At 37.2% G+C, this 22,360-nt stretch carries 17 protein-coding genes; 5 read left to right on the top strand and 12 right to left on the bottom strand.

Annotated elements, in window-relative coordinates; genetic code table 11:
- Nucleotides 1–175 precede the first annotated feature (175 nt).
- The 6 genes from N7Z68_RS23375 to N7Z68_RS23400 all read right to left on the bottom strand — a co-directional run bounded on the left by N7Z68_RS23375 (nucleotide 176) and on the right by N7Z68_RS23400 (nucleotide 8,185).
- On the bottom strand, nucleotides 176–616 hold the full coding sequence (locus N7Z68_RS23375; RefSeq protein ID WP_275120842.1) for a MarR family winged helix-turn-helix transcriptional regulator: 441 nt from the start codon (nucleotides 614–616) through the stop codon (nucleotides 176–178).
- Nucleotides 617–700: 84 nt separating this feature from the next.
- Nucleotides 701–1,894 carry an alanyl-tRNA editing protein gene (locus tag N7Z68_RS23380; RefSeq protein ID WP_275120843.1) on the bottom strand — a complete coding sequence of 398 codons (1,194 nt, stop codon included), beginning with the start codon at nucleotides 1,892–1,894 and terminating at the stop codon, nucleotides 701–703.
- Between the two features lie 245 nt (nucleotides 1,895–2,139).
- Complete coding sequence (locus N7Z68_RS23385) at nucleotides 2,140–4,320, bottom strand: malate synthase G (protein ID WP_275120844.1); 2,181 nt, start codon at nucleotides 4,318–4,320, stop codon at nucleotides 2,140–2,142.
- Between the two features lie 538 nt (nucleotides 4,321–4,858).
- Nucleotides 4,859–6,049 (bottom strand): DUF4129 domain-containing protein, encoded by a 1,191-nt coding sequence (locus N7Z68_RS23390; RefSeq protein ID WP_275120845.1) that lies wholly within the window; start codon nucleotides 6,047–6,049, stop codon nucleotides 4,859–4,861.
- Entirely contained in the window at nucleotides 6,030–7,235 is a 1,206-nt protein-coding gene (locus N7Z68_RS23395) for a DUF58 domain-containing protein (protein ID WP_275120846.1), read from the bottom strand. Before N7Z68_RS23395 ends, N7Z68_RS23390 begins: the two co-directional genes overlap by 20 nt.
- Nucleotides 7,232–8,185, bottom strand: coding sequence for an AAA family ATPase (locus N7Z68_RS23400; protein WP_275120847.1), 954 nt, complete (start codon nucleotides 8,183–8,185; stop codon nucleotides 7,232–7,234). The genes N7Z68_RS23395 and N7Z68_RS23400 overlap by 4 nt, the downstream gene beginning before the upstream one ends.
- A gap of 551 nt (nucleotides 8,186–8,736) precedes the next feature.
- On the opposite strand from N7Z68_RS23400, the gene N7Z68_RS23405 reads away from it, so the two are divergent.
- Nucleotides 8,737–11,145, top strand: a complete 2,409-nt coding sequence (locus N7Z68_RS23405) for a S8 family serine peptidase (protein ID WP_275120848.1) — start codon at nucleotides 8,737–8,739, stop codon at nucleotides 11,143–11,145.
- A gap of 86 nt (nucleotides 11,146–11,231) precedes the next feature.
- Here N7Z68_RS23405 and N7Z68_RS23410 read toward each other — a convergent pair whose 3' ends face one another.
- A complete protein-coding gene (locus tag N7Z68_RS23410; protein WP_275120849.1) occupies nucleotides 11,232–11,486 on the bottom strand; it encodes a hypothetical protein in 255 nt (84 codons plus the stop codon).
- A gap of 114 nt (nucleotides 11,487–11,600) precedes the next feature.
- The gene (locus tag N7Z68_RS23415; RefSeq protein ID WP_275120850.1) at nucleotides 11,601–14,279 is read right to left on the bottom strand and encodes a YhgE/Pip domain-containing protein; all 2,679 of its coding nucleotides are present in this window, start codon (nucleotides 14,277–14,279) and stop codon (nucleotides 11,601–11,603) included.
- 640 nt (nucleotides 14,280–14,919) lie between these two features.
- Between N7Z68_RS23415 and N7Z68_RS23420 the strand changes: the two genes are divergently transcribed.
- On the top strand, nucleotides 14,920–15,567 hold the full coding sequence (locus N7Z68_RS23420) for an adenine nucleotide alpha hydrolase family protein (RefSeq protein WP_275120851.1): 648 nt from the start codon (nucleotides 14,920–14,922) through the stop codon (nucleotides 15,565–15,567).
- A 78-nt stretch (nucleotides 15,568–15,645) separates the two neighbouring features.
- Here the strand turns inward: N7Z68_RS23420 and N7Z68_RS23425 are convergent, their stop codons facing one another.
- The 3 genes from N7Z68_RS23425 to N7Z68_RS23435 form a co-directional block, all read right to left on the bottom strand.
- The gene (locus tag N7Z68_RS23425; RefSeq protein ID WP_275120852.1) at nucleotides 15,646–15,900 is read right to left on the bottom strand and encodes a hypothetical protein; all 255 of its coding nucleotides are present in this window, start codon (nucleotides 15,898–15,900) and stop codon (nucleotides 15,646–15,648) included.
- Nucleotides 15,901–16,306: 406 nt separating this feature from the next.
- A complete protein-coding gene (locus tag N7Z68_RS23430; protein ID WP_373323221.1) occupies nucleotides 16,307–16,501 on the bottom strand; it encodes a YuzF family protein in 195 nt (64 codons plus the stop codon).
- 252 nt (nucleotides 16,502–16,753) lie between these two features.
- On the bottom strand, nucleotides 16,754–17,638 hold the full coding sequence (locus tag N7Z68_RS23435) for an alpha/beta fold hydrolase (protein WP_275120854.1): 885 nt from the start codon (nucleotides 17,636–17,638) through the stop codon (nucleotides 16,754–16,756).
- Between the two features lie 388 nt (nucleotides 17,639–18,026).
- On the opposite strand from N7Z68_RS23435, the gene guaC reads away from it, so the two are divergent.
- From guaC to ahpF, 3 genes are all read left to right on the top strand, one after another.
- Nucleotides 18,027–19,010 (top strand): GMP reductase, encoded by a 984-nt coding sequence (gene guaC / locus N7Z68_RS23440; protein ID WP_308447246.1) that lies wholly within the window; start codon nucleotides 18,027–18,029, stop codon nucleotides 19,008–19,010.
- 208 nt (nucleotides 19,011–19,218) lie between these two features.
- Entirely contained in the window at nucleotides 19,219–19,782 is a 564-nt protein-coding gene (gene ahpC, locus N7Z68_RS23445; RefSeq protein WP_275120856.1) for an alkyl hydroperoxide reductase subunit C, read from the top strand.
- A gap of 12 nt (nucleotides 19,783–19,794) precedes the next feature.
- Nucleotides 19,795–21,324, top strand: a complete 1,530-nt coding sequence (gene ahpF / locus N7Z68_RS23450; protein ID WP_275120857.1) for an alkyl hydroperoxide reductase subunit F — start codon at nucleotides 19,795–19,797, stop codon at nucleotides 21,322–21,324.
- A 215-nt stretch (nucleotides 21,325–21,539) separates the two neighbouring features.
- Here the strand turns inward: ahpF and N7Z68_RS23455 are convergent, their stop codons facing one another.
- On the bottom strand, nucleotides 21,540–22,334 hold the full coding sequence (locus N7Z68_RS23455) for an MBL fold metallo-hydrolase (protein ID WP_308447247.1): 795 nt from the start codon (nucleotides 22,332–22,334) through the stop codon (nucleotides 21,540–21,542).
- Between the last annotated feature and the right edge of the window lie 26 nt (nucleotides 22,335–22,360).

Below are 22,360 nucleotides of genomic sequence, written 5' to 3' on the forward strand. Positions count from 1 at the left end.
CCTCGAGCTTCCTTCAGATTCCACGTCACCATGGACACCCTTGCTTTTGGCTATGTACTTACCGCTACAAGGTCGTACTCGGGACTTTCACCCGTTAGAGTTCGCCCATGCTGGGCGAACAAAAAACACATGAGATTTTTTGAGAACCTCATGTGTTTTCACCTTCGTTTTTCAGTTATTGTAAATTTTTATTAATTTTATCTAGTACCCGTAAAAAGACGGTTAAATCATCTTTAGGTATTCCATCTGAAATTTGTTGTATTGTTTTTTGGGCTTGCTCAATGAGGCCAATTTGCATCTTTTTTCCTTCAGAAGTCAGAAAAATTAGGTTGGTTCTTCCATCAACAGGGTGCTGCACTCGTTTAACTAATCCTCGCTTTACCAGGTTATTTATCAACCTTGAAACACTCGGTTGATCTTTATCCGTTAATGACGCCAATTGTTGTTGTGTCAGCCCGTCTTCTTCCCATAAGCGGATCATAATCGACCACTGGTCATGTGTAACAGGATAATCGTTATCTTTAAAATTTTTATTTAATCGATTAATAACGAGTCGACCTGTGTTAGCAATTCTATATCCGATCGATTCTTGCAAAACGTACTTTCGATAGTCCATATTGATCCCCTATTCATTCGCTCATTTAATACTTTGATCGTACAATAAGGACACGAGTTGTTCAAGTTTTTACTTAACACTGGATTATAACAGTTCGACCACCTGATTTAGTAATTGTTGACCAGTGATTACGGCTTCACCGCCACCCTGAGCTAATGCGTCGTTTCCACCGCCTTTACCATTGACTAATGGTAATGTTTGTCTAATTATGCTATTCATACTTACTTCACTCGCGGCTCCTCGGCCAAATACGAATTGAAGCTTGTCTTCATTTTCTGCAACTAGGAATACATTAATATCATTTCTTTTAGATGTCAGCAGTCGAACTAACTTTTGCAACTCTTGAATCGTGCGCCCTTGAAAAACCCTGCTTAAAATGGGCACCCCATTTTGAAGGTTGGTGTTATCAAGGAGTTCCGTCACCTCATAATTTAATAGCCTTTCACGAGACTCTTCTAACGATTTTTGGAGGTCTTTTTCATGGTCTAGTAAACGATTGACAGCGGATACCATATCTTGTTCAGGTGCACTCAGCAATTGAGTTAACTGACTAACTATTTTGTGCTTGGCTCGAAATTGAGTCAATACGCGTTCTCCACACACAAACTGAACTCTAATCTTCTTTTTTTGACGTTCCCAATTTAAAATTTGGATTGCTCGTACGTCTCCTGTTGTTTTGGGATGGGTTCCACCACACCCGTTGTAATCCAATTCAGGTATAATAACAAGGCGGATATCACTTTGAACGGTTGGTACTTTCCTTAATGGATATTGCCTTAACTCCGATTCGGTTACCCATTTTGTTTCAACCGAACGATTTTCAAGAATGACTTGATTAGCTAGACACTCCACCTCAATAATTTGTTCTTCAGTAAGTTGATCAATATCTAAATCAATCGTGACAAACTCTGTTCCTAAATGAAAGCTTACAGTTGGAATATGAAACAACTCTTCAAAACAAGCAGATAAAATATGCTGGCCCAAATGTTGCTGCATATGATCAAAACGACGCTGCCAATTAATGATACCGAAGACTTCATCGACACCATCTAAAGGCTTTTCTATGTAATGACGAACTTCTCCATCGATTTCTTCAACATTTATAACAGGTACATCATTTAACGTTCCTACATCATGTGGCTGTCCCCCGCCTGTAGGATAAAATGCAGTTTCAGTTAAAACGGCATATACGTTTCCTTTTTCATCTTTCTCTTGCTTTATAAGCTGTGTTGTAAATGATTGAATATACGCATCACTGTAATATAATCGTTCTACCAAACAAAACACTCCTTATGAACTCTCAACTTGATACACTTAGTTCGATTAGTCCTTACTATATATTATATAGAGAAAACTAGTCGATTGGCGAGCCTTTAAGCGAAGACAGCTATGTATTTGTACTTTTACTGCATGCCTTATCTTGTGTACTAACGTCGAATGCACTTTAATATCAATTAATTGTACCTTAACATGCAAAAAAGTGTGACCGCATATGAACAACGGCCACACTAATTGATTATGATTTAGTTTGTTTGAGCAGCAAATTTTGCTTTCGCTTCGATACGACGACGGTGCAAGATTGGTTCTGTATAACCACTTGGTTGCTCAATTCCTTTAAAGACAAGCTCGCACGCTGCTTGGAATGCAACCGAGTTATCAAAATCAGGTGCCATTGGACGATACTCTGCATCTCCTGCGTTTTGCTCATCCACTACTGCAGCCATACGCTTCATTGTTTCTAATACTTGTTCTTCTGTACAAATGCCGTGGTGAAGCCAGTTCGCTACATGCTGACTGGAAATACGTAATGTTGCACGGTCTTCCATTAATCCAACATTATTAATGTCAGGAACTTTCGAACAACCAACACCTTGCTCTACCCAACGGACAACATAACCTAAAATACCTTGTGCATTATTATCAAGTTCTTTTTGAACATCTTCAGCACTCCATTGCGGATTTGACTCTATAGGAATTTGTAAGATTTGGTCCTGTAAGTTTGTAATGCTATTTTTTAACTCATTCTGAATAGAAGTCACTTCAACTTCGTGGTAATGAAGAGCATGTAAAGTTGCTGCAGTTGGTGACGGTACCCATGCTGTATTAGCACCGGCTTTAAGTTGACCGCTTTTTTGCTTCAACATTTCTGCCATTAAGTCTGGCATTGCCCACATCCCTTTACCAATTTGCGCACGTCCTTGCAGGCCACACGCAAGACCAACATTTACGTTTGACTTTTCATACGATTGTAACCATGTAGAAGACTTCATATCGTTTTTACGAATCATTGGACCTGCTTCCATTGATGTATGCATTTCATCTCCCGTACGATCAAGGAAACCTGTATTAATGAACACAACGCGTTCTTTTACTTCATTAATACAATTTTTTAAGTTTAGAGATGTACGACGTTCTTCATCCATAACCCCAATTTTTAACGTATGGCGCTCAAGACCAAGTAAGTCTTCGATACGGTTAAATAGTTTGTTAGAGAATGCAACCTCTTTAGAACCGTGCATCTTTGGTTTAACGATATAAATGGAACCGTTTGTTGAATTCGATAGTTTACCATTTTTCAATAAGTCATGCTTTGCTATTAAACTAGTAACTAACCCATCTAAAATACCTTCTGGTACTTCTTGACCATTCGCATCAAGTACTGCGTTGTTTGTCATTAGATGACCAACGTTACGAACGAACATAAGCGAACGACCACGTAAAGTTAATGTATTCCCAGAAAGAGCTGTATACGAACGATCTGAATTCAGTTCTCGAGTAACCGTTTGATTTCCTTTTGCAAATGTTACTGATAAATCACCTTTCATTAGACCTAACCAGTTACGGTATACCTCAACTTTGTCTTCTGCATCTACTGCAGCTACGGAGTCTTCACAATCCATAATCGTTGTAAGTGCAGATTCCATTAGGACATCTTTTACACCAGCTTGATCAGATTTGCCAATTGGGTGATCACGATCAATTTGAATTTCGAAATGCATACCATTATTCACTAACAAAATAGTTGATGGATCTTCAGGATGTCCTTGATAACCTACTAACTTTGTTTCATCTTGAAGTTCAGATGTTTTTCCACCACTATGTAAAACAACTAATTTATTATTTTTAATTGAGTAATTTTCAACATCTTTATGAGATGCACCTACTAATGGCGCTGATTGATCAAGAAAGTTTTTAGCAAACGAAATAACTTTTTCACCACGAACCGGGTTATAGCCTTTTCCTTTCTCAGCTCCATTTTCTTCAGAAATAGAATCCGTCCCATAAAGTGCATCATATAAACTGCCCCAACGTGCATTTGCTGCATTTAATGCATATCTTGCATTATTAACTGGCACAACTAATTGCGGGCCCGCTTGAAGCGTGATTTCATCGTCAACGTTATCCGTTGTAATCTCGAAATCCTCTACTTCAGATTCAAGGTATCCGATCTCTTGTAAAAATGATTTATATGCATCAAAAGAAAAGTCTTTATTTTCTTTATGCCAAGTACTGATTGCTGATTGCAATTCCTCACGGCGTTGTAATAATTCCTTATTTTCTGGTGCAAATTCAGTAATTAATGTTTCTAAATTTGACCAAAATTGCTCACTAGTAAGCCCGCTTCCAGGCAGCGCTTCAGAATTAATAAAGTCATAGAGTACAGAAGCCACTTGAAGATTTCCTACTTGTAAATAGTCTTTCATATTTATTGCCTCCTTCATAAGATCACATTGTACATTTAGTCAAAACAGCTTCATTAAAACTGTTATATAACATTACGAACTTATTATATAACATATAAAACAAAAAAGAAACAATTCTGAAAAAACTAACCGATAAATTTCAAAATGTACCTTTCGAAAAATCGATGTATAAAAACGGCTGCTAGGGTGACCAGACATTGCTATAATACAGAAACATTAAGACACCCCAATATGGAAATATAGCGACATCTAATGGGGTTTAGAACCTCAGATACCTTTTATGGTAATATTTCATCCTAAGTTTGGTTTTAGAACACCTTTCTACCTTTTTATGGGAATATTTCACTCTAAGTCTCTCTTTAGAACATAATTCTTCCTCTTTAGGGTAATATCTCACTCTAAGTCTCTCTTCAGATCATCATTCTTCCTCTTTTTAAACGATGTTACGACCTTATACATTCCTTGTACCTTCCACTATAGAAGATTAGAGATAATATACATCCATTAGGAAAAACCGTCTTTTAATCAGACGGTTTTTCTATGCTTTTTCTTTTATGACCTGTTGTTGAAGCTTTTTAATTGCGAGGCGATATTCTTTTACCTGTTCCTTAGATATCTCGTTATGTCCGTACCTTACTTTTTGGTAGGTTGAAGTTATGATCTTTTTAATATCTTGATCTGCGTCTATAGGACGAAACCACTCCTCGATTGTTTGCCCTGGCTTTCTTCCCATACCTTTTTTAGCAAGATTCCTATCTAAATCAAACAACATACGCCTAATCTCGTTTTTCGGCTTTTTTCGTCGCCAAAATGGTTTAGGTTGGTTATTGCCCTGTGTGTTTATAGTATCAATTACTAAAGTGCTCGAACCGTCTTGCAATATAGGCCTTAATTTTTTCTTTACAATGATAGAAATGATCCAAACGACAAGACCAATCCCAACAATTGCTAAAAAAATATTTCCAATAATTGAAGCTAAATCAAAAATGGGAAACTCTCTTATTTCCTCTAGAGGGTCGACGAGTTCACTACTTCCAGCTTCTCCTTCTCGCTCAATCATCTTTGGATCATAAAAGCTTAATAAATAAAAAAATGGATAGGCAATTAAATAAAACAAATAGACAATAGCTCGAATGATATAAGATAAAACGATGTTCAATACAGGGAATAACAACCATCCTAAAGCAGCTACCCCTCCTAAAAGAACTAAAACTCCAATCTGCCACTTAACGCCATCGCTAGTTTTTCTATCGGCTTCTTTACTTTCAAGGGTGAATTGAAATAACTTAATGGAAACCACTAAGAGAAATTGAATGACAATGATTAAAATAAAAACATCTCTATTTTCCAAAGTAAAAAAGTGTAAGAAATAAAGTAATCCAATTACAAATGTACTTAAAAAGATATTCCATGGCTCATTCGTTTCTTCTACGACTGAAAGAACTCGCCAAAATATATAGGCTACAATTAAGAAAGCCAATAGATAATGAACACCGAAAAGAATTGCTATTATGGAAACAAGCGGAATACAAAGCATCCCTAACTTTTTATTTTTTGTTTTAAATAACACAAGTATATAAGTGACAACAGCTAGTATCATTAAGACAGCAGAAGTCAATGGCAGATATTCACCGTGAATGATGTAGAGGGGAAGAATAATCAAATATAGCAAAAGTACTTCGATACTAAATTGAAGAAAATGAATGACTTTACGTTCCTTGAGCTTCATCTACTTCACCCCCAATAGATAAAACTTGACCAAAATCTTCATTAGAAGCAACACGATAAACCGTCGCTCCCGCTAGTTCCCACTGCTTGTAATTATGCTTTACTTCTTGATTTACAGCGCCAAAGTGAAGATAAAACAATTGCTCTTTCGTATTAGAGTGAACATAGTGAAGCATCTCTTGACAATCAGTAAGTACCGTACTCTTACTCACTCTTGCTAATAATTCAAGTGCTTTTAAGAGATGATCCTTTCCTGTTCCGGTTGGTAAATGAATAAATGGTCCGCTTGGCCCTCTCATATTAATAAACAACTCAAATGAGATTTGATTTTCAATGGCGAATTGACACGTATATGCGACATGGCTTAGCACTTGTTCTAGGTTTTCAATGGATTGACGCTTAAATTCTGTACTTTGAATATTTACTATTAGACACCATTTCGAAATCGTCGTTCTTTCATATACTTTTGTTTGTAGTGATTGGGTCCTGGCGCTAGCTTTCCAATTAATCCGGTTAAATGGGTCGCCTGAAGTGTAGTCTCGAGTCCCCATGGCCATCATCATATCTTCATGGAGTGATTGATTTCTCGGGTGTTCCCCTTGGTTATGTTGCAGAATTTGCTGTAGACCACGGACAGGAATTAAGGAAGGATATACGATAAGCTCTCCCCTAAATTGACCTCGATACCCTAGTCGAACTTTCCCTAGATGCATCATATCTGAAATTGTGTATTCGATTGTTCTTAACTGAACAATTCCTCGTTTACATGCTTTTACATTCGTATGATGGACCACTTTTTGCTGACCTAATACAACGACTGGAGATGAATAGACCCCTTGCTTATTCGTTGGCTGATTAATCATTGTTACCGCATCATCCGGGTCATAAAGGAAAAGGGTTAACTCCCCTTGAGTAATTGGCATTTTCGTAATGTTTTCTAACGGGATTTTAAGCGTTCCTTCGTCTTCTGGAAACATGCGGACAGTAACTTTTTCACCAGGTATAGATATTGTATTACTTAAATATTTTAAATAGTAATGGTTAAGCAGCAGGAGCATGATAAACAGCAAAAAAACACCAAATAGAATGGCTGATTTTGAATAAATTAAAATGACAAATAAGATAGGTAAGGACCATAACAAGTAATTATATAGCTTAGGAACAATATATTGCTCGGTCCAACTCATGATCGATCAGATCCTGCTTCAACAGGAACTTCGACTTTAGCTAATATCTCTTCTAGTGCATCTTGTTTCGTTTTTCGCATCGAACCTTCTATTGAAAGAACCAGTCGGTGAGCAAGAACATACCGAGCCATTTCTTTGACGTCTTGTGGTGTCACATAATCACGACTAGATACATAAGCTTTAGCTTGTGATGCTCGCATTAAAGCAATTGTTCCACGTGGACTCACACCAACTTCAACATATGGTGAACTTCTCGTTTCCTTAATGATATGTAAAATATACATTTCTACTTCGTCTGTCATCTTCACTTTTTTAATGTTTTGCTGCATTTCCTTAATATCATCTAACGTTAAAACGACCTCTAGTGAATCAATAGGCTCATTTTCACGATACATCTTCAGCATTTGTTGTTCTTCTAGCAAATCCGGATAGCCGACTTTTATTAGAAGTAAAAAGCGATCCATTTGGGCTTCTGGCAGGGCGAATGTACCTTGTTGAGAGTCAATCGGATTTTGAGTAGCGATTACAATAAATGGTGAAGGTATTGGAAGGGTTTCTCCATCAATCGTTACTTGCCTTTCTTCCATTACTTCAAGTAAGCTCGCTTGTGTTCTCGGCGTTGCTCGATTGATTTCATCAGCTAATAAAATATTTGTCATGACAGGACCAGGCCTTAATTCAAAAGCTTGTTCCTTTGGATTAAAAAATTGGATACCTGTCACATCACTTGGTAACACGTCTGGTGTAAATTGAACTCGTCGGAAGGTGGCATCAAGACATTTTGCCATCGACTTTGCTAACATCGTTTTCCCTGTACCAGGTACATCTTCTAGGAGTACATGCCCTCTACTTAATATAGCGATCACCATTAATTCAGTCATTTCTTCTTTCCCAACCAACACTTTGCCAATTGAGGATTTCAGCTCGTTTATTTTTTCTAATCTATTCATTTAGCTCCTCCTTTTAGTGAAAACAATACAATACTTCCTTCTATTAAAAAAAAGTGGTAATAACATCATCATTTCCACCTAGCTCATATTATACTAATCCTTCCTTCTATAGTTTCAATTTTTTCATCTTTTCGACATATTTTAAAAAATCTTATAAAATTTCTTACAACCCCTCAATAAGTTACAGTTCTATACTACCCCTCCTTTATTACCATTAACTTCAAAAGTGTATTTTCGAAATCTTTTAAATGTAGTAGTTTTTGTCCTATATTATCCTCAAATATTTCGAAATCCGAATTTACAACTTTAATTATAAATCTTAACATCAATTTCGACATGGAAACCTCAAGTCTTTTGCACTAACTTTTTTTAGCAGGATGTCAAATTATCTGTCATTTAGGAATATTCTATTGTTTTGGAAAATTAAAAAGGTTATTAACTTAATGTAACGAATTTTTTAAAATACTGTGGGAAATCGTGTGAAATTCGGAGGTGAACATAAGAAAAATTGCTACTATCCACTAAAAACTCAATAAGGGGTGTTTTATTATATGAGTCGTAAGCTTAAAACGCTTGTCGTTTATTCACTAATTTTCGTATTGGCACTTTCAAGTTTTAGCACTTTTGGTTCATCAGTTAATGCTAGTCAATCTTCATCAAATTTTGCAAATATCCAACTTGACTTTGATGGAAGCTCTTCTGAAATAACAACAGTAATCGTAGAGTTAGAAGAAGAGTCAATCGTTGAAGCAAAACATAAAGGAAAAAAACAAACAAAACAAAATTTAAAAGCAGAACGTCAATCAATCATTGCAGCTATTGAAAATGTGACGAGTTCTGCGGACGTTAACCAAGAATATGATTATGTATTCTCTGGATTTTCAATTGAAATTGCAGAAAACGAGATTGCTAATCTTGCTGCAGTACCAGGCGTAAAAGCGATTTATGCCAACCAAACGTATCAAGTCACTTCAGTAGATGAAGGTGAACTGTTAGATCCTGAAACATTCAGCCCTGCAATGATGGATAGTGCACCACATATTCAATCGGATCTGGCTTGGGATGCTGGTTTCACTGGTAAAGGTGTGACTGTAGCTATCATAGATACGGGTGTTGACTATACTCATCCAGACCTTGTTCACGCTTTTGGCGATTACAAAGGTTATGATTTTGTAGATGGAAATAAAGATCCACAAGAAACACCTCCTGGAGACCCACGCGGTCGTTCAACTAACCACGGTACACATGTTGCTGGTACAGTTGCAGCAAATGGTGAGATTAAAGGGGTAGCTCCTGACGCAACACTACTTGCATATCGTGTATTAGGTCCAGGTGGAAGTGGAACAACTGAAAATGTTATTGCTGGTATCGAGCGTGCTGTACAAGATGGTGCAGACGTAATGAACCTTTCATTAGGTAATACACTAAACAATCCTGACTTCGCTACAAGTATTGCACTTGACTGGGCAATGGCTGAAGGGGTAGTAGCTGTAACATCAAACGGTAATAGTGGTCCAACCAACTGGACAGTTGGTTCACCTGGGACTTCTCGTGAGGCGATTTCTGTAGGTGCAACACAACTTCCTTACAACTTATTTAGTGCAGAAATCTTTACTTCTGAAGGTGTAGATTACCCTTCAGCAAAAGTAATGGGCTTCCCAACTGAAGAAGCGTTGCTTGGATTAAACGATAAAGAATATGAATTTGTACATGTTGGTCTTGGTGCAGCTACTGATTTTGTAGGAAAAGACTTAGAAGGAAAAATCGCTTTAATTAGCCGTGGGGAATTTGCATTTGTTGATAAAGCAACAAACGCAAAAAATGCAGGTGCAGTCGGTGCGATCATTTATAATAACGTAGCTGGAGAGCAACCTGATGTCCCGGGCATGGCTGTTCCTACTATTAAAACTACTTTAGCAGATGGTCAAAAACTTTTAGCAGAACTTGAAGCTGGTAACAATAAAATTTCTTTTAATATCAAGTTTGATAGATTAGTAGGAGAAACTATGGCTTCATTCTCATCTCGTGGACCAGTTATGAATACGTGGATGATTAAGCCAGACGTTTCTGCTCCTGGTGTAGCAATTGTAAGTACAGTTCCTACACATAACCCTAATAATCCACACGGTTATGCTTCTTTACAAGGAACAAGTATGTCAGCTCCTCACGTTGCGGGTGCAGCTGCACTTATTTTAGAAGCACACCCAGAGTGGAGTGTAGAATTTGTTAAAGCCGCTTTAATGAACACTGCGGAAGACTTATATGATGCAAACGGAAAACTTTATCCACATAATAGCCAAGGAGCTGGAAGTATCCGTGTACTTGATGCAATTAATGCTGAAGTATTAGCAACACCTGGAAGTCATTCTTTTGGTATCTTCACAAATGAGGAAGACAAAGAAGTAAAGCGTCAAAGCTTTACCATTCATAATCTTTCTGATGAAAGAAAAAGATTTACAGTTGAATTTACAGGTCATGAAGGAATTAAAGTACAAACAAGTAATAACTTACAAGTACAACCTGGACGTACACAAAACTTAAACTTTGGGGTTCAAGTTGATGTAGCTAATCTTAAACCTGGATACCACGAAGGTACTTTCCTAATCAGTGACGGAACACAAACAATTAAAGTTCCGACAATCATCTTTGTACAAGAGCCTGATTACCCAATGCTTAACTCTCTAAGCCTTGCCTTGTCTGGTGGTAACCTAGTTGGAACTGTAAATGTTCCTGGTGGCGCTGCAGAATTTAACTTAAGAATTCGTAACGCGGATACAGGTGAATTACTAGCTGAGCCTGCAAAAGCAACAAACATCGCACCTGGTATCCATAGCTTTAGCTGGAATATGACGATCGATGGCCAACCACTTACACCAGGTCGTTATCAAATTAACGCTTATGCTAAGACAGGTAACAATGAAATGGAATTACAAGGTGGCGTATTAACAATCACCCCTTAAAAGAATAAGATATTATGGACAAAAACGATGTGTCTATAGTAGACACATCGTTTTTTATGATTTAAAAATGGAATCGTTCTACTGCTTTATTTTCGAATAACCTCTCCCATAATCACTGCTAACAACTCAACATTGGCACCTTCATTATATAGATTTCCTTCAATTGGGCCTCGGATTGAAGCTTGTGAGTGCTTTTTTAAGTTTAGATCACCTTTTACCCTAGCCAGTAAATCTAGCTTGGCACCTGCTAATACCGTTACATTCCCCACAACCTCACCTAGCAACATCGTATCTGCCTCGATGATTACCTCTCCAAATTGTTTTTCACTCACAATTTTCAATCGTACGACCCCCTTTTAGTTTCTATTACGTATACGACTTATTTTGTTAGGAGGTTTCATGTTTTACAAATGTTCTTCTAATTTGGTCCTCCTAATTTCTTTCTACTTTCTCGATCACTCAACTAATCGACTAGATTTTGATTTTTCATAGGTTTTCTCAATTCTTGCGGCCAGCTTCGGTTTTAACAAGAAACCGATCATAAGTGCGAGTAACCAGAACCCTCCTAGTATTAATAAGTTCTTCCAAACTAGAATGGCAATTGCACCACCTACTGCTTCACGTAATAGATTAATAGCGTAAGAAAAAGGCATAAATGGATGTACCATTTGGAAAAACGGTGGAGCTACTTCAATTGGAAAAGTGCCTCCTCCACTCGATAGCTGCAACACAAGCAGAACGATCGCTAATGCTTTTCCGATATTTCCAAGAATGGATGCAAGTGTATATACCATCGTCATAAAAACGACCGCGATAATGACCGAAAATAAGATTAATAACCCAGGATGTGCTGCGTAAATTCCCAGTATTGTTAAATTTCCAATACTGACAATTAGTCCTTGTAATACTCCAACAATTAAAAATAGAAACATCCTTCCAAAGTAAATTTGACGTAAGGTATACTCTTCACGCCGATCAGCAGCATGTAAGTTTGTGCTTATCAAATTCGATAATAACAGTGCTCCAACCCAAAGACTTAACGTTGTATAAAATGGAGCATTGGCTGAACCATAGTTTGGAATCGGGAACAACTCGTCTTCAATTAAATCCACAGGACTAGCAAAAAATTCACTTTCTTCATCTAAATCATTTCGAAGCAACAAAATCATTTCATTGATCCTGTCATCCTCTTCAATCATACGGAGTCGATCAGCGGCGTCACTAATGTTCTCTTCAACTTCCGGAAGTTGAGTGCGGCCAAATTCAGCAAGTTCGCCTACCGATCGCTGAATATCTGGTAAGTGTTCTGCAATAGAATGAGCTACCCTCAAATAATCTTCTTCTACACCCGGCAAGTCTTCTCTAATTAACCTCGACATACCAATTACGTTCTTTTCAAGTGCGGGTAAATCATTTCGGATAAAATGACCTAAATTTTCTATAACATCAATAACGAGTGGGAGATCTCTTTGAATTTTTTCCGTTAATTCATTTATTCTTCGTTCTACTTCAGGTAACCGATCAATCCATTGAGCAATATTTTCTTCTCCTTCAACCGCTATGATTTCAGCATGGATTAATACCTCTTCGACCGACTTGAGATCAGCGTAAACTTCATCCAATGAATGAATATTATCGTTCAATTTAGTTTCAATGCTACTTATTGCATGTTCAATACGATCAGCTCCGTCCCCCTTTAATGAGTGATGGAGTTCTTTAGATAGACGTTCTACTTCTTGTACACTTTCTCTAGTCGATGTTATTTTATCAATTCCAATACTTTCTCCTGCTTCCATTCTTTCAATAACTATTTGTACATCGTTTTGAAGTGATTCCATTGCTTCTTTTGTTCGAGTCAATTGATCGATAACAGTAAGAAGCCCGTCATCTTGTGAAGACTCGTATAAAAGAGTGTACATCGTAATACTGTTTTCTAGTAATCTAATATGAGTATTTAACTCATCATATAGTACATTTAATCTTTCTAGTACTTGTTGTTCTGCTTGTTCGTCTTCAAGCATAGCTATTACTTGGTCAATAGAAGCCGTCGTTTGACTGAAGAAAAGTACCTGTTGCGCAAGTACATCTATTACAAAAATAGAAGATTTTTGTGCTTCATCTAAATAGTTATCGAGTGCAACCATATATTCTTCTATCGATTCAGCTCTTTGTTCAACGCTAGGAACTACCTCTTGTGCATTTTTTATAGTTTCTTGTGCTAACTGAACAGCTTCTAATGCTTCTTCTAAGTGTTCCGCTATATTAGAATAATGATCGTTTATACTATCTAATTCACTTACTGCATTTTCAATTTCTGGGATTGCTGCTTCTAACTGAAGTATTCCTTCTCCTAATTTATAGATTTGAGGAAATTCATTTTCAATTCGAACAATGTGCTCCGCTCCCTGTCTAATTTGGGGAATGAACTCTTCTAGAGCTAACAATTGATCGACATGTTCCTCAACCTTATACCAATTATCATCAATATCAATTATCCACTGAGCAAATTCATTCACTTCAGGGAAACGTTGCTCTAAATCATAGATCACTTGTTTAACTCTTCGCAGTGTTGGGAGTTCTTCTTCCAACCTCAAACCCAACCTGTCAAACTCTTGAAATAATGTTTTTGATGTTTCAGCAACAAACTGATCATTGATTGCTTTTACGATCGTGGACGCTCCAGCTGAAGTCATCTTAGGAGCAATTGCATTAATTTTTTCATTAACTTGATAAGAGACTTGAGCTTGAATTGGCTCTCCTGTAAGAACTTGAGCTAGGTCTTCTGAAAAATGAGGATCTATAAAAATACTCGCATAATAGTCCCCGTATTCAACCCCTTTTTCTGCCTCTTCCCTTGAAACAAAAGCCCAGCCTAAATTATCGTTATTCTTTAAATTATCAACTAATTCTGCCCCTATATTTATAGCTTCACCGTCAATCTCAGTTCCTTGGTCCTCATTTACAACTGCTACCTGTATTCCTTGGGTATTTGCATAAGGATCCCAAGCTGCCCCTAAGTTAAACCATGCGTAAAGCGACGGTAAGATGGCTAATCCAATTAAAAGAATGCCGACAAGTGGGACCCGCTTAATATTTAAAAGGTCTTGTTTGAAAATATTCCATATATTCTCCATTAGCTTCCTCCTTTATTGCTGCGTCTTAATCACTCTCTAATTGTCACTCAAACAAAAGACCAATCTGATCCAAACTCTAATTTCACTCATTAGTTCCTTAAAACGTCCTCATTATAAAATATCAGTATGAACTGTCTATGAACTGATTGCTCAATATGGGTTGTACAAGAGACTATTAAATACTATATGAGAATAACAGTTTCAACATTCCATATTAGTAAGAAAAACCTGAACCAAAATAGATGATATGAATATTATGTATAATGAACGATCCATTACTTACTGTAAATGACAGAAACTTTTAGAAAAGAACGTGCTCTAACACAATAAAAAATAAGGGGAATAAACTCAGATTTTCAGGCTTTTCCCTGATAAATTTGTAGACTTGCCCCATGTTATGATGTATCCAAGGGAGTAAATCTAATATAGAGAACTAGACTACTGTACTAGGCAACAGGAAAAGGCTTTAAAGAACGTAAATAGAGAATGGAGCCTTATATTCGGCTCCTGTTCTGTTACCTAGTACAGAAAGAAAATAGATAGAGAAGTTTTGAACTTAAAGAATACACCTCATCTTCACTTTCAATTTTGAGGTGATAAAAAGCTAGATGATCAGATCTAGCGAAAAGAGGAGATAAGTATGTTAAAAGAAACTATTTTAGTTTGTATTAGTCATCCAATTCATGCAGAAAAATTAATTCAACGAGGAAAAGCATTAGCTAAAGCATTTGATGGGGAATGTTTAGTCCTTTCTGTGGATACGAAAGCGTATGATAAACTTAATTTTAGTCAACTACAAACAAAATACCTTTTTGAAAGCTTAGCCAAAAAATATGAGGTAAAATTAATTACTAGAAATACAGACGCTAAAAATATCGCCTCTGCTATTGCGGAAACTGCACTTGAGAAGAATGTTACACAAATTGTAATTGGTCAATCTATTCAAACAAAAGTCCAATTATGGACAAAGGAACCTATTATCAATAATTTATTAAAAAAGATCACTGGAATAGATATTCATATTGTAGAAGTAAACAGGGATTTTTATTATGAGGGCGACTCATACGAAAGAGGAAATCATGCTCACTTAATAGAGGAAGACGGGCACTATATTCTATCATTTGATAGTTTAACTAATGATCACTTAAAAGGGATTTTCTTTAAAGAACATTCTACTGATTTCTCAAACGGCTTCTTTGTTATTGCAGAACCTACTGAGCTCAAAGTTATTCGTATACACGAGGGTATTGCGCAAAAAGATGAAGTACTTGCTAATACTAAAATCTAATTGTACTACATACAACCAGCCTAGGTTTTATACAACCTAAGTTGGTTGTTTTTATATGCTTTACACTTTAAAGACCTATTATCGATTAATAACTTCGCCTCTTACACCACGGATAAGTTCAATTCTAGCTCCTTCATTATAAAGATTGCCATTGATTTGACCTCTTATGGATGCTACTGAGAACTTCTTCAATGTAACATCTCCTGTGACCTTTGCTTCTAGATCTAACTTAGCTCCAGGTAACACAATCACATTGCCATTCACTTCTCCCATTAGCATCGTATCGGTTTCAATAACGACTGTTCCTGTTTGATTGACCGTAGATAAATTCATAAAAAGCTCCCCCTCAAAGATCCTTATTTTTACTAGTTGATTTTTCGATTTCTTTTGTAGTGAATTGTTCTGTATATCATTAACCGCATCGTTTGGTATGGCCAACTGTTAGAAACTTCCAAAAACTCTGTCTTTAATGTAATAATACTTTTATAACCAGATTATTGTTATCAGGAGAAATCCTGAATTAATTAAAAAAACTCCCTGAATTATTGTTGGAAAAATCAGGTGAAAGATTATTAATCTTGGAACTATTGGTGAAAGCAGACAATCGTACTATTGTTTTTCATAAAACCAAAGGATCAAAATAAAAAAACGACCTAGATTTAGATCGTCTTTTCCAGTAACTTTTAAACAAAGTCCTTCTATTTTTCTGCTTAGTAAAGTGAAAATCTTTATTTCTAATCTAATTGGGCATAACCCAAATGATTTCTTGAATCCTAACAAAAAAAGAAGAATCATTAGTTGATAACACGATGTGATCAGGCTTCACATCGGTTAAATTTCCACGAATACTGCCGCGACTTGTTTCTACTACAAGTTCTTTTCCCTTTACAGATTGTAACACTTGAACGACATATGGGTCATAAAGCGTAATCATTTGTTGTTGCACAGTTTGGTGGTTTTGATGCTGGTGATGATTTCTCGTATAGTCGATGCCATTGTAATACATTGCTTCCCCTCCCAATCGGTTTAAACAATGTATCATATGCCTAGAGTCCGTTTTGTTGTGGGCGAATATCATGACATAACCTGATGAATACAAATCAAATAAAAAAGGCCTGGAATTCAGACCTTTTCAACCTATAAGCATAAATTAGGATTAAACTACCCGAAACCCTATAGACGATCTCTATAAAAAAGCAAAAAGTTCTTCCAACAATAATTCAGGTACTTCTTCTGGAATAAAGTGACCACAAGGCAGCGATTTTCCTTTTACATTGTTGGCAAACTTCTTCCACTCTTCTAAGGGCTCAAAGCATTTATCAACAACACCGTTCTCTCCCCACAGCACTAATGTCTCACATTCTATCTGTCGATTTGCTGCAAGGTCATCTCGTTCATGAACGAGGTCTATACTTGCCCCTGCCCGGTAGTCTTCACACATCGCGTGGATTGCATTTGGTATCTGGAAACAACGGAGATATTCTTCGTAGGCTTCCATACTAAAAGGTGACTCACTAATTGATTGATATCGTGCAAGCTTAATTAGATTCGTCTCTAGAAAATAGGATGGATCTTGAGAGATTAATTCTTCCGGATACGGAGCTACTTGAATTAAGAAAAACCAATGATAATAATATCGTGCAAAGATCATATCCGTTTTTTCGTACATGAGAAGTGTCGGGACCACATCGAGTGCGACAAACTTTTTTACTCGCTCAGGGTGATCCAAAGCTAGACGATACCCTACCCTCGCTCCGCGGTCATGACCGACCAAATAAAATTCATCAAAACCTAACTCTCTCATCACTTCTACTTGATCCTCAGCCATTACTCGCTTGGAATAATTACTATGATCTGAATTTCCTTTAGGTTTACTACTATCTCCATATCCACGTAGGTCAGTAGCCACCACAGTAAATCGGTCTGCTAATTGATCGATTACTTTATGCCACATCACGTGCGTTTGAGGATAACCATGCAGTAATAAGAGCGGTGGACCTGAACCCCCTTTTACTCCATTAATCGTAACACCGTTCGTATGTACCTTAAACTTTTCGTAGTGGTTTAGCATAACACCCTCCTAAATTAAAATTTGCACATAATTTAATTATTGAATTTTCTGATAATATTTTCAACAAATACTTATACACAAATAACAACAATCTTAGACAAGCCTCATACTACGAGCACCTTTGAACACGAGTTATGATTACAGTTTAATTATAGTTTTTTCTCTGGTTACTTGTTTCTCCTAGTTTTTTCCTCTAGCGCACGCCATTGACTGCAGACAGGTTCTTTTTTTGATTATTAAGTTTGTACATAGATGTGTTGTTTTATATCTGTTTTTAACTTTGCCCTGTTTCATGTATAACGCTCATTTCAAGAGGTCAACCTAACTTGGTGGTATTCACACATATAAAATATGTGATTCTGTTGATCTAAATATAGGAGTGGACATGGTGGATAATGTTTTTGATTATGAAGATATACAATTAATTCCGGCAAAAAGTGTGGTAAAAAGCCGGTCGGAGTGTGATACATCCGTAACCTTTGGAAGCCGAACTTTCAAATTACCTGTAGTGCCTGCCAATATGCAGACCATTATTGACGGGAAGATTGCGATATACTTAGCTGAAAATGGATATTTTTATATTATGCACCGTTTTCAACCTGAAAAGCGTATAGATTTTATCAAAGATATGAAATCAAAGGATTTATACGCATCCATAAGTGTAGGCGTCAAAGAGGATGAATATCGTTTCGTACAACAACTAGCTGATCAACAGTTAGTACCTGATTACATTACGATTGATATTGCCCATGGTCATTCTAACGCTGTCATTGAGATGATTCAGCATATCAAGAAGCTCATACCTGAAAGCTTTGTCATTGCTGGAAATGTCGGTACACCTGAAGCTGTTAGAGAGTTGGAACACGCTGGGGCGGATGCAACCAAAGTAGGCATCGGTCCAGGTAAAGTTTGTATTACGAAGATTAAAACGGGGTTTGGGACAGGCGGTTGGCAATTAGCTGCCTTACGTTGGTGTGCAAAAGCCGCCTCTAAACCTGTAATCGCTGATGGTGGTATACGCACACATGGTGATATTGCTAAATCCATTCGATTTGGGGCTGCAATGGTTATGATTGGCTCACTCTTTGCCGGTCATGAAGAATCTCCAGGAGAAACAATGGAAATAGAAGGAAAGCTATGCAAGGAATACTTTGGATCAGCTTCAGAGTTCCAAAAAGGCGAAAAGAAAAATGTAGAAGGTAAGAAAATGTACGTTGAACATAAAGGTTCTCTCGGAGACACCTTAAAAGAAATGGCAGAAGATCTTCAGTCTTCTATTTCTTATGCGGGCGGTACCAAATTAGACGCCATTCGCCATGTTGATTATGTGGTTGTCAAAAACTCTATTTTTAATGGGGATAAAATTTACTAATAATACCTAATATTTGTTTATTTTCAACATAAAACGCCTTAAAATTTACAATTTGTGTCTATAATAAAATAAATAGGTGTTTTCACTTGACTAGCAAACATTTCTTATATAATAATATTTACTGTATTAGAATTATTATAGATAACTTTTTATCCTATTAATAATTCATAAAAAAATCATATATCAAATTTTAGGAGGAAGATTAATTATGTCATTAATCGGAACTGAAGTTAAACCATTTAGCGCAAAGGCATTCAAAGATGGAGAATTTATCGATGTAACTAACGAAAGCATTAAAGGTAAATGGAGCGTATTCTGCTTCTACCCTGCAGACTTCACATTCGTATGTCCTACAGAGCTTGAAGACCTTCAAAACGAATATGCTACTTTAAAAGAGCTTGGTGCAGAAGTATACTCTGTTTCAACAGATACACACTTTACACATAAAGGCTGGCACGACAGCTCAGAAACAATCGGAAAAATTACTTACGCAATGATCGGTGACCCTTCTCAAACGATCTCTCGTAACTTTGAAGTTTTAGATGAAGAGTCTGGTCTTGCAGATCGTGGTACTTTCATCATCGATCCAGACGGTGTCATCCAAACAGTTGAAATCAATGCTGGTGGTATCGGCCGTGATGCAAGTATTCTTGTTAATAAAATTAAAGCAGCACAATATGTTCGCAACAATCCAGGTGAAGTTTGCCCGGCTAAATGGCAAGAAGGCGGAGAAACGCTTAAGCCTAGCCTAGACCTTGTTGGAAAAATCTAAGGAGTGTCCTAAATGGTACTTGATGCTGAAATTAAGTCACAGTTAAATCAATACCTACAACTAATGGAAGGCGATATACTGCTAAAAGTTAGTTTAGGTTCCGATAAAGTATCAAATGAGATGGAAGCATTAGTCAACGAACTTACTTCTATGTCATCTAAAATCAGTGTCCGTAAAACAGACTTAGAAAGAACACCAAGCTTCAGCGTCAATCGTGTCGGCCAAGAAACAGGCGTCACTTTTGCAGGTGTTCCTCTAGGGCACGAATTCACTTCATTAGTGCTCGCACTTCTACAAGTTAGTGGAAGACCACCAAAGGTGGACCAAAGCGTCATTGAGCAAGTAAAAAACATAAGTGGAGAATACCACTTTGAAACGTATGTCAGCCTGAGCTGCCATAACTGCCCTGATGTTGTACAAGCTCTTAACATGATGAGTGTACTAAATCCTGGCATTACTCACACAATGATTGATGGTGCAGCATTTAAAGATGAAGTCGAAAGTAAAAATGTTATGTCTGTTCCGGCTATTTTCCTAAACGGTGAATTCTTCGGCGGCGGTCGTATGACACTCGAGGAAATTCTTGCGAAAATGGGCAGTGGTCCTGATGCATCTGAGTTTTCAGATAAAGATCCTTATGATGTACTTGTTGTTGGGGGCGGTCCAGCGGGTGCGAGTGCTGCCATTTATGCGGCTCGTAAAGGTATCCGCACAGGTATCGTTGCTGAACGTTTCGGTGGACAAGTTTTAGATACAATGAGTATTGAAAACTTTATCAGTGTAAAACACACCGAAGGCCCTAAACTTGTAGCAAGTCTTGAAGAGCACGTGAAAGAATACGGAATTGATATCATGAATTTACAACGTGCTAAAGGATTAGAGAAAAAAGATCTCTTTGAACTAGAACTAGAAAACGGTGCTATTCTTAAGAGTAAGACTGTCATTATTTCAACAGGTGCTCGTTGGCGTAATGTTGGCGTACCTGGTGAACAAGAATTCAAAAACAAGGGTGTAGCATACTGCCCTCATTGTGACGGTCCATTGTTCGAAGGAAGAGACGTAGCAGTTATTGGCGGCGGAAACTCTGGTATTGAGGCAGCGATTGATCTCGCAGGTATTGTTAACCATGTAACTGTCCTCGAGTTTAACCCAGAGTTAAAAGCAGATGCTGTCTTACAAGACCGTCTACACAGCCTTCCGAATGTAACGGTCTTAACGAACGTTCAAACGAAGGAAATTACAGGTACAGACACGGTCAACGGTATTACTTACATGGACCGTGAGACAGAAGAAGAAAAACATGTTGAATTACAAGGTGTTTTTGTTCAAATTGGACTTGTACCAAATACCGATTGGTTAGAAGGCATGGTTGAACGTAACCGCATTGGTGAAATCGTTACTGATAAGCATGGAGCTACAACATTACCAGGTTTATTTGCAGCTGGTGATTGTACAGATAATCCATACAACCAGATCATCATTTCAATGGGATCAGGTGCTAATGCCGCTTTAGGTGCGTTCGATTACTTAATTCGAAATTAAATTAATGTGTGTAGTATGATTTCAGGCTTTGGTTATACTACCCCACTAAGAAAGTCGCTTACTATTTTTATGGTAGTTAAGCGGCTTTTTTTAGTGAGTAATAATTTTGTCTAAAAAAACGGTAAATTGGGATTTCAATAACAACTTATAATAGTAACATTTCTATGAGAAATACTCATATTTCTCATACGATAAAAAAGTACTCATTCCTCAAACTAATATGCACTTTCTTTTAAATTTAACTCCCAATTAGTAACTTCCCTTTCATCTACCACAACCTCATATGCTTTCCCAACCTGAGCTATCTCAACATTACCTAAAAACGCCTGTTTTGCCTCAGATAAGATGTCTTCTAAATTCCCATGGTGTGGCAGGTGGGTTAAGATTAATTGATCGACGCCTGCTTTTTGAGCGAGTTCTCCCGCTTGGCGACCACTCATATGTCCTTTTACTTTACCGATGTGTCTGTCGTATAAGTTGGCTTCGCTTACTAATATCGTTGCGCCTTTTGCAAATGACACCAGGTCTTCACACCACTCGGTATCGGCAGTAAACACAATGGACACATCACCGTGTTCAAACTTCATCGCTAAGCAGTGAGCGGGATGGATTGTCGGGCAGAATGTTACTTTCCATGGCCCTAATATTAACGTTTTCGTTTCTTCAATTGGGATGCCCCTCGTATAGTTCATGAATGATAATTTAGAAAAAGCTTCTTCATCTTTAGCGTGGCCAAATATCGGCAATTCCTTTTTTCGGTTCCCTAGTTGTGATTGCACTAACATGGCATACTGCAAGCAGCCGATATCCGCAATATGGTCAAAATGATAGTGACTAATCATAACCGCATCTAACTGTTCTAACGGTAGGTAGTTTTGTAGCGAAGAAAGAACCCCACTGCCACAATCGATTAAACATGAAAAATCATCTAACTTTAATAAAAATGACGAGGTTCCTGAATTAGCCTTTGGATAACCACCCCATACTCCTAATGGAATCAGTTTTATCATATTTATACCTCTTTTCTTTCCTTCTA

This window comes from Alkalihalobacterium chitinilyticum, assembly GCF_029028005.1.
GTDB classification, from domain to species: Bacteria; Bacillota; Bacilli; order Bacillales; family Bacillaceae_F; genus Alkalihalobacterium; species Alkalihalobacterium chitinilyticum.